Source organism: Bradyrhizobium sp. UFLA05-108 (genome assembly GCF_059803455.1).
The window spans coordinates 16175-30162 of record NZ_JBANAZ010000065.1; the positions used below are offsets into that span (position 1 = coordinate 16175).

At 63.1% G+C, this 13988-nt stretch carries 13 protein-coding genes and 1 pseudogene; 4 read left to right on the forward strand and 10 right to left on the reverse strand.

All coding sequences use genetic code 11. From position 1 onward, the window contains the following. Positions 1 to 220 precede the first annotated feature (220 nt). Both SO140_RS35035 and SO140_RS35040 read right to left on the reverse strand, forming a co-directional pair. On the reverse strand, positions 221 to 1327 hold the full coding sequence (locus tag SO140_RS35035) for an efflux RND transporter periplasmic adaptor subunit (RefSeq protein WP_449380511.1): 1107 nt from the start codon (positions 1325 to 1327) through the stop codon (positions 221 to 223). A gap of 268 nt (positions 1328 to 1595) precedes the next feature. Continuing rightward, on the reverse strand, positions 1596 to 2939 hold the full coding sequence (locus SO140_RS35040; protein ID WP_498543751.1) for an MFS transporter: 1344 nt from the start codon (positions 2937 to 2939) through the stop codon (positions 1596 to 1598). 79 nt (positions 2940 to 3018) lie between these two features. Here SO140_RS35040 and SO140_RS35045 point away from each other — a divergent pair. After that, positions 3019 to 3446 (forward strand): annotated as a pseudogene (locus tag SO140_RS35045) (ribosomal maturation YjgA family protein). Positions 3447 to 3570: 124 nt separating this feature from the next. Here SO140_RS35045 and SO140_RS35050 read toward each other — a convergent pair. From SO140_RS35050 to SO140_RS35065, 4 genes are all read right to left on the reverse strand, one after another. Continuing rightward, positions 3571 to 4749 carry a winged helix-turn-helix domain-containing protein gene (locus tag SO140_RS35050; RefSeq protein ID WP_498543752.1) on the reverse strand — a complete coding sequence of 393 codons (1179 nt, stop codon included), beginning with the start codon at positions 4747 to 4749 and terminating at the stop codon, positions 3571 to 3573. Positions 4750 to 4859: 110 nt separating this feature from the next. After that, on the reverse strand, positions 4860 to 5099 hold the full coding sequence (locus tag SO140_RS35055; protein ID WP_498543753.1) for a hypothetical protein: 240 nt from the start codon (positions 5097 to 5099) through the stop codon (positions 4860 to 4862). 122 nt (positions 5100 to 5221) lie between these two features. Further along, entirely contained in the window at positions 5222 to 5467 is a 246-nt protein-coding gene (locus tag SO140_RS35060; protein ID WP_449380516.1) for a hypothetical protein, read from the reverse strand. A 260-nt stretch (positions 5468 to 5727) separates the two neighbouring features. Beyond that, positions 5728 to 7149, reverse strand: a complete 1422-nt coding sequence (locus tag SO140_RS35065) for a caspase family protein (RefSeq protein WP_498540975.1) — start codon at positions 7147 to 7149, stop codon at positions 5728 to 5730. A 539-nt stretch (positions 7150 to 7688) separates the two neighbouring features. Here SO140_RS35065 and SO140_RS35070 point away from each other — a divergent pair. Next, a complete protein-coding gene (locus SO140_RS35070; protein WP_449380518.1) occupies positions 7689 to 8333 on the forward strand; it encodes an OmpA family protein in 645 nt (214 codons plus the stop codon). Between the two features lie 51 nt (positions 8334 to 8384). Here SO140_RS35070 and SO140_RS35075 read toward each other — a convergent pair whose 3' ends face one another. Next, positions 8385 to 9647: a phospholipid carrier-dependent glycosyltransferase gene (locus SO140_RS35075; RefSeq protein ID WP_498543754.1), complete on the reverse strand. Its 1263-nt coding sequence runs from the start codon at positions 9645 to 9647 to the stop codon at positions 8385 to 8387. A 218-nt stretch (positions 9648 to 9865) separates the two neighbouring features. Between SO140_RS35075 and SO140_RS35080 the strand changes: the two genes are divergently transcribed. Both SO140_RS35080 and SO140_RS35085 read left to right on the forward strand, forming a co-directional pair. Then, positions 9866 to 10570, forward strand: a complete 705-nt coding sequence (locus SO140_RS35080) for a FecR family protein (RefSeq protein WP_498543755.1) — start codon at positions 9866 to 9868, stop codon at positions 10568 to 10570. 2 nt (positions 10571 to 10572) lie between these two features. Continuing rightward, positions 10573 to 11706 carry a hypothetical protein gene (locus SO140_RS35085; RefSeq protein WP_449380521.1) on the forward strand — a complete coding sequence of 378 codons (1134 nt, stop codon included), beginning with the start codon at positions 10573 to 10575 and terminating at the stop codon, positions 11704 to 11706. 124 nt (positions 11707 to 11830) lie between these two features. Here SO140_RS35085 and SO140_RS35090 read toward each other — a convergent pair whose 3' ends face one another. From SO140_RS35090 to SO140_RS35100, 3 genes are all read right to left on the reverse strand, one after another. Beyond that, a complete protein-coding gene (locus SO140_RS35090; protein ID WP_498543756.1) occupies positions 11831 to 12319 on the reverse strand; it encodes a VOC family protein in 489 nt (162 codons plus the stop codon). Positions 12320 to 12353: 34 nt separating this feature from the next. After that, positions 12354 to 12782: a VOC family protein gene (locus tag SO140_RS35095; RefSeq protein ID WP_449380523.1), complete on the reverse strand. Its 429-nt coding sequence runs from the start codon at positions 12780 to 12782 to the stop codon at positions 12354 to 12356. 125 nt (positions 12783 to 12907) lie between these two features. Then, positions 12908 to 13921: an alpha/beta hydrolase gene (locus SO140_RS35100; RefSeq protein WP_498543757.1), complete on the reverse strand. Its 1014-nt coding sequence runs from the start codon at positions 13919 to 13921 to the stop codon at positions 12908 to 12910. Between the last annotated feature and the right edge of the window lie 67 nt (positions 13922 to 13988).

The window sequence follows — 13988 nt, forward strand, 5'->3', positions numbered from 1 at the left end:
CCCAATTGCCAAGAACAAAACAACCACCCCTGTTGAAACCCGTCATTGCGAGGTAGCGAAGCGATCCAGGGGGCTGGGCAGGATCTGGATCACTTCGCCGCTTCTTCCGTCGCATTCGCGCGACGGCCGAAACTCACCTCGCAATGACGGAACTCTTTATTGTTTGAGCATGATCTTTCTCGGAAAACCGCTGCACACTTTTCCGGATCATGCTCGGTAACTAGAACGACAGCGAGGATACGATCCGGACCTTCATGTTCGGATCGAGCTTTTGCACGCCGAGCGCGACGATCTTCGCGCCCTCTTCCACGCCACTGGTGATGACCACGTCGTTGCTTTCGTAGGATTTGACCGTGACCGGCCTCAGCGCGACGGCGCCGTTGTCGTCGACGACATAGAAGGAGGGCTTGCCACCTTCGTTGAACAGCGCCGACAGCGGCAGCCGCGCGACGCGTTCGGTCGCGGCATCGGACAGCGTCAGCGTCGCCGTCATGCCGAGCGCGACCTTGTCGTCGGCTTCCGGCAGCGAGAACTTTGCAAGATAGGTGCGCGTGGCAGCATCGGCGGCAGGCGCGATCTCGCGCAGCTTCGCGGCGTACTTCTTGTTGGGTTCCGACCAAAGGGTGACGCTGGCGGTGCCCGACTTGGCGCGTCCGACCAGCGTCTCAGGGATCGCGACGACCGCTTCCTTCTCGGCAAAGCGGGCGACGCGGATCGAAGCCTGGCCCGCGGCGACCACCTGGCCGGGCTCGATCAGCGTTGCAGTGACGACGCCGCGGGCGTCGGCGTTGAGCGTCGCGTAGGAAAGGGAATTCTTGGTCAGCTCGACCGAGCGCTCGGCGCGATTCAACCGCGCGCGGGCCTCGTCGGCGGCGGCGCGGCTTGAATCCATCTGCGCGTCGGTGGTCCAGCCCTTGGCCTTGAGATCCTTGGCGCGTTGCTCGGCGGCGGCGGCCTGGGCCAGCACACCGGTCGCGGCGGTCTGCTCGGCCACGGCCTGCTCGGCCTGGAGCTTCAGATCAACTTCATCAAGGGTCGCGAGTGGCTGGCCCTCCTCGACGGTCTGCCCGACCTCGACCAGGCGCTTGGCCACCTTGCCGGCGACGCGAAAGCCGAGGTCGCTCTCGATCCGGGGCCTGATGGTGCCGACAAAGCTGCGCTCCGGCGTCTCGGCCTCGTAATGGGCGGTAGCGACCAGAACCGGCCGCGGCGGCTCGGCCTTTTGCGCCACGGTGTCATTACACCCGGCCAGCGCGATTGCCATCAGGGCCAGCGAAGCACCTGCCAAGAGCCTGGAATAGCTCGACAAAATCGACCGGACGAACATCGGACACTCCTGCGGCTGTGTTCCGGAGAAATGTCGATTAATCACTGATAAAAGTCAATAATCGTCAGTCATCAGAAAAACGTGAGCGTTAAGGGCTCGTGAGGGGCCCCTGTTCGGAGAGGTGGCATAGCAGGGTGGGCAAAGCCACCAGGTCGCGCGAACGCGCGCCCGATGACAGGCTCCGCGTGCCCACCGCGTCTGTCGCCATCGAGCAAAGATGGTGGGCACGGCGCGCGAAGAGCGCGCCTCTGCCCGCCCTAGGAAGCCGCTACCGGCCCTCCTCCGCGAACTCGTGCTCGCTCTCGTGGCCGCCGACGAAGACCAGGATGCCGGCGATCAGAGGCAGAACCGCCAGGACCAGGAGGCCGGTCGAGGTCTGGCCGGTGGCTTCCTTGACCCAGCCAATCAGATAGGGCCCGGCGAAGCCGGCGAGGTTGCCGATCGAGTTGATCAGAGCGATGGCGCCGGCGGCCGCCATGCCGGACAGCCAGGCGGTCGGCAGGGTCCAGAACACGCCGAAGCAGCAGAATAAGCCGATCGCGGCCACCGTCAGCGCCACCATCGTCAGGACGGGATCGGTCAGATAGGAGGAGACGCCGAGCGCAGCGGCCGTGAGAAGGAGCGGCGCGCCGACATGCATCACGCGTTCGCGCGTGGCATCGGAATGACGCGCCCACAGAATCATCGCGATGGTGCCGAACAGGTACGGGATCGCGGTGACGAAGCCAGTCTGCGCGTTGGTGAGGCCAAACGCCTTCACGATCTGCGGCAGCCAGAACTGCATGCCGTAAAGTGCACCAACGAAGCCGAAATAGATCAGGCTCAGCGCAATCACCTTCGGCGACGACAAGGCTTCGCCGAGCGAGAGGTGCTTCACCGCCTGCTTGGCCGCGACCTCCGTATCAAGCCTGGCCTTGAGCCAGGCCTTCTGCTCGGCCGACAGCCAGTCCGCCTTCTCCGGCTTGTCCGTGAGACAGAACCAGGTGACGATGCCGAGCAACACCGACGGCACGCCCTCGATAATGAACAGCCACTGCCAACCCTGCAAGCCCAGCACACCATCGAGCCCGAGCAGCAGGCCCGAGATCGGCGCGCCGATCACGGTCGAGACCGGCACCGCGATGGCAAAGGCCGCGAGGAAGCGCGCGCGATATTCGGCCGGGTACCAATAGGTGAGATAAAGGATGATGCCGGGGAAGAAGCCGGCCTCGGCGACACCGAGCAGGAAGCGGAGGACGTAGAAGCTCGTGACGCCGTTCACAGTCGCCATCAGCGCCGAGATGATGCCCCAGGTCACCATGATGCGGGCGATCCAGCGGCTTGCGCCGAACCTCTCCAGCGCCAGGTTGCTCGGCACCTCGAAGATGAAATAGCCGATGAAGAAGATACCGGCGCCCCAGGAGAAAATCAGCGGCGTGAACTTCAATTCCGCATTCATGGTCAGCGCGGCGAAGCCGAGATTGACGCGGTCGAGATAGGAAAAGAAATAGGCCAGCACCAGGAACGGAATCAGGCGCCAGGAGATGGCGCGGATGGTCGAAGTCTCGATCGCGCTTTTGTTGGGGTTCTTGGCAGTGCCTGCAGAACCGGCGAAGGTTGTGGTCTGGCTCATGGCGTCCCCCTTGGTTTTGCTTTTTCTCGGGCTAGGGGCGGTTTTGAGCATCGCGGCGAAAGAGTCAATGGAGCAAGCAATGCACGGAACGCAATCGACCACCCCCGTTGCGCCGTTGCAGGTGTCGCTTACCCGCGCTGCCCTCGCCCTCGTCGTGATCGCCTGCGGCCTTTCCCTGCGCTGGTATGGCTTTCCGCTTGGGCTGCCCGCCTTCATAGTGAAATATGGCGGCTCGCTGCTCTGGGCGACCATGGTGTTTTTCCTGGTCGGAGCCGTGCTGCCACACCTGACGCGGACGCAGATTGCGGCCATTGCGGCAGCGATTGCGGTTCTGGTCGAACTCTCCCGGCTGGTGCATACGCCCTGGCTCGATGCGTTCCGCCTCACGACCGCAGGCGCGCTGCTGCTGGGGCGAATCTTCTCGCTTTGAATATCTTGGCCTATGCGATCGGTATCGTGTTCGGCACCTGGATCGACTGCTTCGTAGGGTGGGCAAAGGCGCCCTAGCGCCGTGCCCACCATCTTGCCTCAAAGAAACAGAAGTGGTGGGCACGCTTCCGCCTTCGCTCTTCGAGCTACGGCGGACAAGTCGCTTTGCCCACCCTACGAAGCCTAACCCACCCGACGCGGGCTACGAAGCCGCATCCTGCTCCGCCAATTGAAAGCGCTCGAAACGATCGAGCTCGTCCTCGATCCTGCGCTTCAACTCCTTGCGGCCGGCCGTCTTCCTGCCGTTGCCGACCCAGGTCCATTTCTGCATCAGGAGTTTCCTGTTCTGCCGGTCGGTCTTCAAATCGAGCGCGGCGGCGATCTCGTCGCCGACGAGCACCGGTAGCGCAAAATAGCCGAGCTTGCGCCTGGCCTTCGGCACATAGGCTTCAAAGAGGTGATTGTAGCCGAAGATCAGGTTGGTGCGCTTGCGCTGGATGATCAGGGGATCGAAGGGCGAGAGGATGTGCACGAGATTCGGCGGCGCGCCCTCGCCCGGCTCCAGCGCTGACGGCGCCGCCCAATGCTCCTGCTTGCCGGCGCCCTCGAGCGCGATCGGCACGAGATCGCCGCGACGGACCCGCGATGCGATCAGGCGCGCCACCGCCTTCTTGCTGGGCGCGTCGAGATGGCAGATCGAATCAAGGCTCACGAGCCCTTGCGACCGGAGCGCGCGGTCGAGCAGGTAGTTCGTACTGTCCTTCGTGGAGGCCGGCTTCGGCAGCTTGTCCCAGCCGAAATGGCGCGTCATCAGCTCATAGGTCTTGAGCATGCCCTGCCGTTCGCTGATCGTAACGGCGCCGGTGTAGAAGGCGAGTTGCAGCGCCCGCTTCGAGGGCTTGCGGCTCTGCCACAGATGCTCCTTCTCGGTGAGGACGTCATCATCGATGTCGCGGATCGTCAGTGGACCGGCCCGCACCAGCCGCATCACCTTGCGCATGTCGGCCGGGGTCACCGATGCGAACCATTTGTGCCCCTCACGGCGGTGCTCGCGCATCGCCGGCAGAAAAAAGCGGAAGTCGCTCGACGGGACATACGACAGCGCATGCGTCCAGTATTCGAACACGCTTCTGTCGACGCTCTGGGCGTGGCGCAGATCGGCACGACGATAGGACGGAATGCGGCTGTAGAGAATGTGGTGATGGCAGCGCTCGATGACGTTGATGGTATCGATCTGCACGTAACCGAGATGGGCGATGGCATCGGCGACCGCTTGCGCGCCCGTGCCAAAGGGCTCGCACCTATCGAGCCGCTGCGCGCGCAGCCAGATCTGCCGTGCTTGCGACGTCTGCAGCGGGAGTGGTTTGGGCGTTCGGGACATTGCGAGCGGCAATGTAGCGGGATTCGCAGGGAGTCAAACAAACAACGGCAAAGAAAAAGCCGCGCTGCCACCTGCTGACAGCGCGGCCGTAACAGGCACGAACGTCTGTGCTACTTTATCATCTGCGCCTTCATGTAGTGTTTGCAGGCGCTGGGCATCTTGCCGTTGCTCATGTCAGTGTTGGCCATCGCCATTTCCTTGCTCATGCCCATCTTGGTCGTGCTGTCGGGCATGGCAGCCACCGTCGTGAGCGTGGCGCCCATATTGGCGCCCGTGCAAGCCATCATCTTCGCCGAAGCGGGCGAAAGCGTGAGTGCGACAAAGGCGGTGGCCGTCAGCAAAGTTTTCATCGAAAAGCCTCCTCCATAAAACGAAACCGGCGTCATGCCGGCCTTCGCAATTACGTATTGTCTGCGAGGAGCGTTTCGCGGAGAAGACAATTTCATTGCTGCAATGCAAAGGGCCGGCCGGCTCAAGGGCTGCGCTTCGATCCCTTGGCGCGGTCGCCAACACTGCCAGTCGCGATATCAGGCTCGCAGGCGGCCTTGCCGCGGTCGGTCGCCTGGCAGCGATAGACGCTGCCGGTCAGGCGGTCGACCAGCCACATATTGTCCTCGGTCGCGCCTTCCAGGCCGACATAGCGATTGGTGAGACCCGTGACCAATGTCGATAGCAGGATCGCGACCGCGATCATCGCCGCGCCGATATAGACGGGCATTGAACTTTGCGAAGTCGTCCGATCCGGCGGGCCCCCACGATAGGACTGATACTCACTCGGCCTTGGCACTGTTCGGAACCGGCTCTCTTCGCGTGGCTAGCGCTTCTTCTGGGGTGAAGGGTTTTGCTAGGCGCCCATCTGGCCGATTTCTTGTTCGCAGCCGGGCCGCGCGACGACCGCTTTGCGGCCATCGTCGAGCAAGGTTGCCAAAACGAAGAGGCGGCCCGGATCGGGCCGCCGTTGCTTCGCCTGTTTGCTTATCAGCGGCGGCCGAACAATCCGCCCATCATGCCGCCGAAGAGGCCGCCGGGGCCGCCCATCGGGCCGCCACCGCCGCCACCACCACTATTATAATAGCGTCGGCCGCCACCACCGGAGGAGCGCCGGCGCGTTGGCTCGTCGTCAGCAGATTCTGAGGAGGCAGAGCGCGTCGAGATAATCTCCGACTGCAGAGCCTTGTGCTGAAGCTTGTTGAGGTAGCCGGTGGCGGGATAGCCACGTGCCGCCTGCCAGCGCTTGACCACTGAGCGCGTCTCGTCGTCGAACTTGCCGGTCGCCTTGACGTCAAAGCCGAGCCCGGTGAGGCGGCGCTGCACGTCGCGGCGCTGACCTTTGTCGAGACCGATCTGGTCCTCAGTGACCTGGCTGGCTTCCTCGGTAAAAGTGGCGGGATCGACCCCGGCGGTCAGATTGCGCGTGGTGTTCGACGGACCGTCCTGCAATGCCGCAATGCGAGCGAGAGCAATCGCCTTGAACGTGCCGTTCGGATAATTGGTGAGATAGGCGTTGAGCTCTTCCACCTTGTTGGAATCCTTGATCGAGCGCCAGAACTCGAGCTCGACGTCGGTGCCCGGCTTGGCCGAAGCCGATGCCGACGCACTCGAGGCATCGCTCGCGGCGGCATCCGGCGCCCCAACCGGATTGAGATAGACGTTACCAGTGAGGTTGGTATGGCCCCAGGGCAATTGACTCTTGTTGGTCTCGTCGTTGACCTGGGCACGGACCTTGGTCATCGCCTGCTGGATCTCGAGGCCGGGCTGGGCAATGTTGGCCACGAGCGCGCGGGTGAACGGGCTGTTGGTGCCGGCCTCGCCATCGAGAGCGGTCTGGCCAGGGCCGGTGGCAAACGCGATCAGCGTACCCTCGCCCGATTTCATCTCGGCGAGGCCGGTCTGCACGTTGACCGAGCGCGTGGCCTTGGCTGAACGAATCTTTGCCGCGAACGGATTATCGCGGCAGGCGTCCAGAAACACGAGCTTCACCTTGGCGTCCGCCATGGTCTGATCGAGCGTGAGGTCCACGTTGATTGCCGCGCCCAGCTTGACGTCCATCTCGGATTTCAGGTCGGCATCGATCGGCAACAGGTAGTTGACGCCGTTCACGGCGATTCCGTGGCCGGCATAGAAGAACACGGCGACATCGGCGCCTTCACTCTTCTTGCCGAACTCCAGGAGCTTTGCCGTCATGGCGTCGCGGGTGAGGTTGGATCCCTCGACGACATCGAAGCCGACGTTGCGCAGCACCCTGGCCATCGCCTTGGAATCGATCGCCGGGTTGGGAAGCTGCGGGACATTCTTGTAGGCGGAGTTGCCGACCACGAAGGCGACACGCTTGTCGGCCAAGGCTGCGTTGCCGCTGATGAGAAATGTGGCGATTGAAATTGCTGCTAACAAGAAGCGCATGATCATTCTCCCCTGATCCAAACTTCCTGGCTGCCCTCGGATCGACCAAAGCCGATCCGATGTTAGCAATCTGATCCAGTCCACGAGAAAGCAATGTGATCTGGATCACTCGGGGATTTCTGCTGCTCGAACCGAGCTGGACGACGCTGCGACGTCTACTTTTCGGGCTGCTGACACAGCGGCAATAACGGCGGGTGACGAGCAATAAGAAAGAGAATGTACCCGTTGGTGCGAGGAGTCCAGCGAGCCCGATGCCTGGCGACACCAACGGTTTGAAAAAGTCGACGATCGACGCCGCGCCCATTCGAAGCGCGAAAGAGACAGGCGTGCTTCCCGACCAACGCAAACGTCCCTGTCTTGTCGTGGTGAGGTGCTGCGTCAACCAACAGGCGATTGGATGCCGGCCGGCTCCGGCGCTAGAATAAGCATCGAGATCAATCCATTTCTGAATGTGATATGTATCACATCAGGGTGTTTGAACCTGACCTAGACTCGCAGCATCAAATCGCTATCAGGCGTCACAGCGAGGATTTGAGACAATGCCCCATTTCAACAAGCTTTTCGGATTGAAGGCGATTACCCTTTCGGCCGCGCTGTCGCTGACGGCAGGCCTGGCGTTCGGCGGCGACAACAACATCACCGCCAACCAGATCCTGAATGCGCTGAAGCCAAAGCCCCTGACCCGCGGCCTGTCCGTCGGTCCGCAGGCTGAGACTGCGGATCAGGCCAAGGAGGCGAGCTTCCTGAATACCGTGCGCAACCGGCAGACCCGTTCGCTCTCGATGGGCGAGCGCGATCAGATCGCCGACCTCGCGGCGAGCAAGCCGAAGATCGATCTGGAGATCCAGTTCGACTACAACTCGGCCAACATCGCCACGACTTCGGTGGGCTCGGTGCAGGCGCTCGGCAAGGCGCTGTCGGATCCGGCGCTGAAGGGCTCGACCTTCGTGGTCGCCGGCCACACCGACGCGATCGGCAGCGATCCGTTCAACCAGGATCTGTCCGAGAGGCGCGCCGACACCATCAAGAAGTACCTGGTGCAGAACTATGGCCTCAACGGCAGCGATCTCGTCACCGTCGGCTATGGCAAGACCAAGCTGAAGGACACCGCGAACGGTGCCGACCCGATCAACCGTCGCGTCCAGGTCGTGAACATGGAAACCAAGTCGACCGCCTCGAAGTGATGGCGGCATCCAATTCGAACACTCGCCCGCCGCGCCCGCGGCGGGCGAGTTTCATATCCAGTTCTGGAAGATCATCAACCGGTTGAAGGTCTGCATCGAGGTGCCGACGAAGGCCGCGGAGATCGGCAGCATGACGGCGAAGCCGATGGCTGCGACCGCGACATAGGTCCACAGCACCCAAGGTGGGAGCTTCTCACGTCGCAGCACATAGACCAGTGCCAGCGAGGACGCGGTTGCAGCCGGCAGATAATAGTAAATAAAGCCGAGCGTGCGCGGCAGCAGTGCCCATGCGAGATATGGGCCGAAATAAAATGCCGAGATCAGGAACACATCCCAGCGCCGCGTGACGATGAAGTCGCGCAACACGACGGCCAGCGCGAGCAGCGCCGGCCACAACACGAGGGGATTGCCGAGGAAGACGACCGCGGAGATGCTGTCGTCGCCGACCTTGTCGAACAGGAACCATACCGGGCGCACGAGAAACGGCCAGGACGGCCATGAGCTCATGTAGGTATGCCCGGCGATCGCAGTCGTGGTGTTGTCGGCAAAGATGCGCCGCTGCGCCTCGATCAGATCGGATGGCGACAGCCCATACTGCGGCACGAAGGTCGCAAGATAGAACACCGCCGGCAAGGCGACGAAGCAAAGTGCAAAATGCTGCGCCCTGAAATCGGGCCAGAGGTCGGGGCGATACCAGTCGGTCGGCTTCGCGTCGGCAAACAGCGTGCGCCAGCTCTGCATCAGACGGATCGCCGCGACGATGACGATGCAGACCGCGAGCGGAAACAGCCCGCTCCATTTGCAGGCGGCGGCAAGACCGAACAATCCGCCGGCCAGCGCAAACAACCGGTGCGGCCGCTCTCTCCGAAAGCCATGCATGAAGGCCGCTGACGCCAGCAGGCCGAAGGCAAGCGAAAAGACGTCGAGCATGGCGATGCGCGACTGCACGAACAGCATCTGGTTGAAGAAGGCGATCAGCGCCGCCGCGATCGCGGGCCCTTCCGCCGAAAACAGCGCAACGCCGCAAAGATAGACCGCGACGACCGCGAGCGCGCCGAACAGCGTCGCCGGATAGCGCCAGCCCAGCGAATTGTCGCCGAAGATCGCTATCGACAGCGAGATCAGCTCCTTTGCGAGCGGCGGATGCATCGGATTGAGCACGGGCTTGGGCATCACCGGCTCGAGCATCTGCCGCGCCGCCGGCACGTAGTGCACCTCGTCGAACACGAACTTATCCGGCGTGGAGACACCGATCAGAAGCACGAGATGTGTGATCAGGAAAATCACGACAGCGATCACTGCTCTCCGCGACATAGGCGACGCAGGATTCACTTCGTGCTGTCGTTGTGGGGATGCTTTGCGTGGCAAATCTGCTTCACCGCGAAGAAAAATATCTTTGGTCGACGCATTGAACGCATTCTGCCGCTACTGTCACTAACCATGACGCTCGTGCTGCGCTACTAGTGATAATTATACCACATCGCAAGCGAGCGCGATCCGGTACGATACGGGACACATCGATCGGCGACGAAATGAATTTGCGACTTCGCGTTCTTCTTTCCTTCTTGCTCGGGGCTCTCTCTTGCGCGGCATCCGCCGCACAAGCACAGACGCGCGTCGGCGAAGCCGTGGTAATCCAGAACGAAGTGGTTCGCGTCGCGGCGACGGCGACGCAGATCAACGTCGGCGACGGCATGCTGCGCGACGAGACCGTGCGCACCGGCGCCGACGCCGCGGCACGCTTCGTGATGGCCGACAGCACCAATCTATCGCTCGGGCCGGGCGCCACGCTCAAGCTCGACCGCACCGTCTTCAACGACGAGCACAGCTATCGCGACGTTGCGATCCGCATGACCACGGGCGCGTTCCGCTTCGTGACCGGACATTCGGAGAAGGCCGCCTACAAGATCACGACGCCGCTCGCGACCATCGGCGTGCGCGGCACCACGCTGGACATCCTCTCGCAACGCGGCCGCTCCGTGGTCGTCTTGCAGGAGGGTGCGGCCAGCGTCTGCACGCTGGGCTTCCAGTGCGTGCAGCTCACCCAGCCCGGCGACACCGCGATCATCACCTCGACGGGCGGTCGGACCACGATCACCAAAACCAACTCGCCACCCTGGACCTTTGCCGCGACCTGCACGGCTGCGGCCGGGTTGTGCTCGGTCAACCAACATGCCGACGCCGCGCCGACCATCACGCCCGCCGTCCATGACGACGGCATGCTGTGCGGGCGGTGACCATGGCGAAGCTCGGAGTTCGCAGCATCGTCCTCTCGGCCGCCTTGATCGCGGTGACCACGCTCGTGCTGCTCGCGGTACAGTTGCAGCCGGCTGCCGCCCAGAGCTGCACCGAGTGCTCGCCGACGCCGACACCCACTCCGACGTACAGTCCCTCGCCGACCCCTACGCCCACGCCCTCACCCAGTCCTTCGCCGTCGCCTGCTCCCTCACCGACGCCCGGGGCGAACCCGACCACGTCGGGAGCCGACACCAGCGCCGGCTCGATCGGCGACCTCGCCAACCAGCGCTTCAACCAGATGATCACGAACCGGGTGCTCGGCTCGGTGCTGCTCGGCGTCAACGAGCAGGTCAATTGCAGCGACTGCATCAGCGCGTTCGGCTCGGCCGGCTCGTTCTCCGCCGGCGTCCATGGTCGCAAGGAGCTCACCAGCAATCTGTCCCTGCTCGCGGGCCTCGCCTACACGCAATACAATGAGGGCGGCTATCACGTCACCAGTGCGCCGATCGGCGCCTTTGCACTGCGCTACGATTTCACCGACTGGGGCTCGTCACGCCCGTTCTTCGACATAGGAACGGTGCTCACGCCCTGGGAGAAGGTGCGCTATACCCGCAATTATCAGACGAGCCTTGGCGCGGTCACCGTCACTGGCTCGGCCGACAGCTCGAATTACGCCGTCTACGGCCGGGCCGGCTGGATCAGCCGGATGTCGCCGCGCGACGAGGTCGCGGCCTCGGTCGAGTTCTGGCAGCTCTGGCAGCGAGTGTCCGGCTATAGCGACCCGACCGTCGCGTTCAACCCGTTCGATGCAACGATCGCCGGCGGCACCGATCGCACCAGCCTCGTCAAGCTCGGCGGGCAATGGACGCATCTGTTCGGCAGCACGGTGGAGGCCAACGTCAACGGCGGCTGGGTGCAATCGTTCGGCACGCATTCAGGCATCGTCGCCACCGTCACCGGCAACGGCACGGTGGTGCCGACCATCGGCAATCAAGGCTGGTTCGAATATGGCAGCCGACTCGGCTTCCGCTTCGCGCAAGGGTGGATCGTCGACCTCTTCGCCAACGGCACGCTCGGCCCGCAGCCCGTCGGCAACACCATCCACGGCGGCGTGGGCTTGCGTATCAATTATTGATGTATTGTAGGGTGGGAAAGCGAAGCGTGCCCACCGCTTCTATCGCAATTGGGGGAAGATGGTGGGCACGGCGCTTCGCGCCTTTGCCCACCCTACGATCCGTAGTCGTGGCGCGAGCGCGCCGTCATGCCGCGGACTTCCCCTCGAATGCGCGGCGCAAGATGTCGACATCCAGCTTGACCATCTTCATCATCGCCTGCATCGCGCGTGCAGCGGCGGCCTTGTCCGGACTCGACAGAAATTCGAACATCACCTTCGGCACCACCTGCCAGGACACGCCGTAGCGATCCCTGAGCCAGCCGCACTGCCCTTCACTGCCGCCATGAGCGAGGAACGCACTCCAGACGCTGTCGACCTCGGCCTGGTCGTCGCAATGGATCATCAGCGAGAGCGCGTGGGTGTACTCCATCTTCATGCCGCCGTTGAGCGCGACCAGGGGCTGACCGGCCACCGTGAACTCGACGACAAGCACGGAGCCTTCCTTGCCGGACGGATTGTCGGAAACGTTGCGCTGGGCGTGCGTGATCGCCGAATTCGGAACGAGCGAGACATAGAACTTGGCGGCTTCCTCGGCATCGCCGTTGAACCACATGCAGGGCACGAGCTTGGACATCGTGAAGGCTCCTCTTCGATCCTCTGGGCTTCGATCAGGCGTTCGCCATGCCGGGCCGGTTCGGCGCCGCCGCCATGTCCAGCCAGTTCACACCCCACATATGACCATCGGGATCCTCGAAGCTGCGGCCGTACATGAAGCTGTATTCGTCCTTCGGGCTGGGATCGGCCACCCCGCCCGCAGCCTCGGCCCTGCCGACGATATCGTCGACCTCGCTCCGACTGTCGGCGGACAAGCAGAACAGCGCCTGGTTCGAGATCTTTGCATCTGCAATCGGCTTCGGCGTGAACTGGCGGAATTTGTCGTGGGTCGTCAGCATCGCGTAGATGGTCTCGGAAATGACCATGCAGGACGCCGTGTCGTCACTGAATTGCGGGTTCCTGGTCGCGCCTATTGCCTCGTAAAAGGCGGTTGCGCGCTTGAGATCGGTCACCGGCAAATTGACGAAAATCATCCTTGGCATCGGAAGCTCCTTGGGCGGGGTTTCTGCCCAAGGACGGATGGCCCGCCGGCCATCCGACACGGCTTCCAAATATTTTTCGGACTGTCACACTGCTGGGTTCTGTCGCCCGCGCGCAATTTTTGCGGTCAGGTCGCGATCGGCGTCGGCATCGTCAGGAATGCCCGCGTGGCGTGCCAGAACAGCGCCCGATTGATCGCCAGCACCACCGAATGCGCGGTTCCCGGCAGGATGGCGAACTGCCGATCGCCGTTCGGCAGCTTGTTGTAGAACGCCTCGAGGTCGGCAACGGTCGCGATGCCGTCGAACTGCCCGCGCACCAGGAGCACCGGCGCGAGCACCTTCTCCGGGTCCACCACGGGCAGGTTGGTCGTCATGTCGAGGTAAGTGCCGGTCGGGATCTGGTCGCCGAACTGAAGCTCGACGTCGGCGAGCACGTCCATCACGGCGGGATCGCTGGTGCCGGGTTTGTCGCGGGTCGCGATCGAGCGGATCATCTCGCGATCGCGCTTGCGCATGTTGTGGGTGCGGTAATAGTCGACCTGCTCGGCGCGCTTCGTCAGCGTCGGCGAGCCCTCGCCCTTGTAGGTGAAGGCGGCGAACACCAGCCGGTCGATGCTTTCAGGGGCAACCATCGCGTAAGCGCCGGCCCGCAACGCACCTGAGGACTCTCCGACGAAATGGAATTTCCTCTGCCCGGTTTCGCGCGTGATCACCTCGACCGCGGCTTTCAGATCGGCAACGCCGCTTGCGATGTCGGAATTGCCGGAAGTGCGCCCCGACTTGCCGTAGTTCTCGTGGTCCAGCGTCCAGCAGTCGAAGCCGTAGCGAGCGAACTCGTTCATGGTCGAGTATTCGCCCTTGCCGGGCACGCTGAGATCGAACACTCGCGAGGTGACGGAGGAGCCGTGCACGAACACCACGACCGGCCGCGCCGCCTCACCCACTCTGGGCGCACCGAGCCGTTTGCGGAACATCCACAAGGGCACGTCGCCCTTCTTGGCCCAGTATTCGCTGGACCAGATGTCGGCGGGTTGATCGGCGGCGCGGGCCTGCGGCAGAGCGCCAGCCAGCGTGGCCCCGAGCGCTCCGGCTCCCTTGATCAGAGCACGCCGCGGCAGCAAATGATTGGACTCCGCCATAGAGACCTCCCTCGCCTTGTCTTGATGCAGGCTCTGGCGAAGCCTAGCAGACATGGGCGAAAGCGTC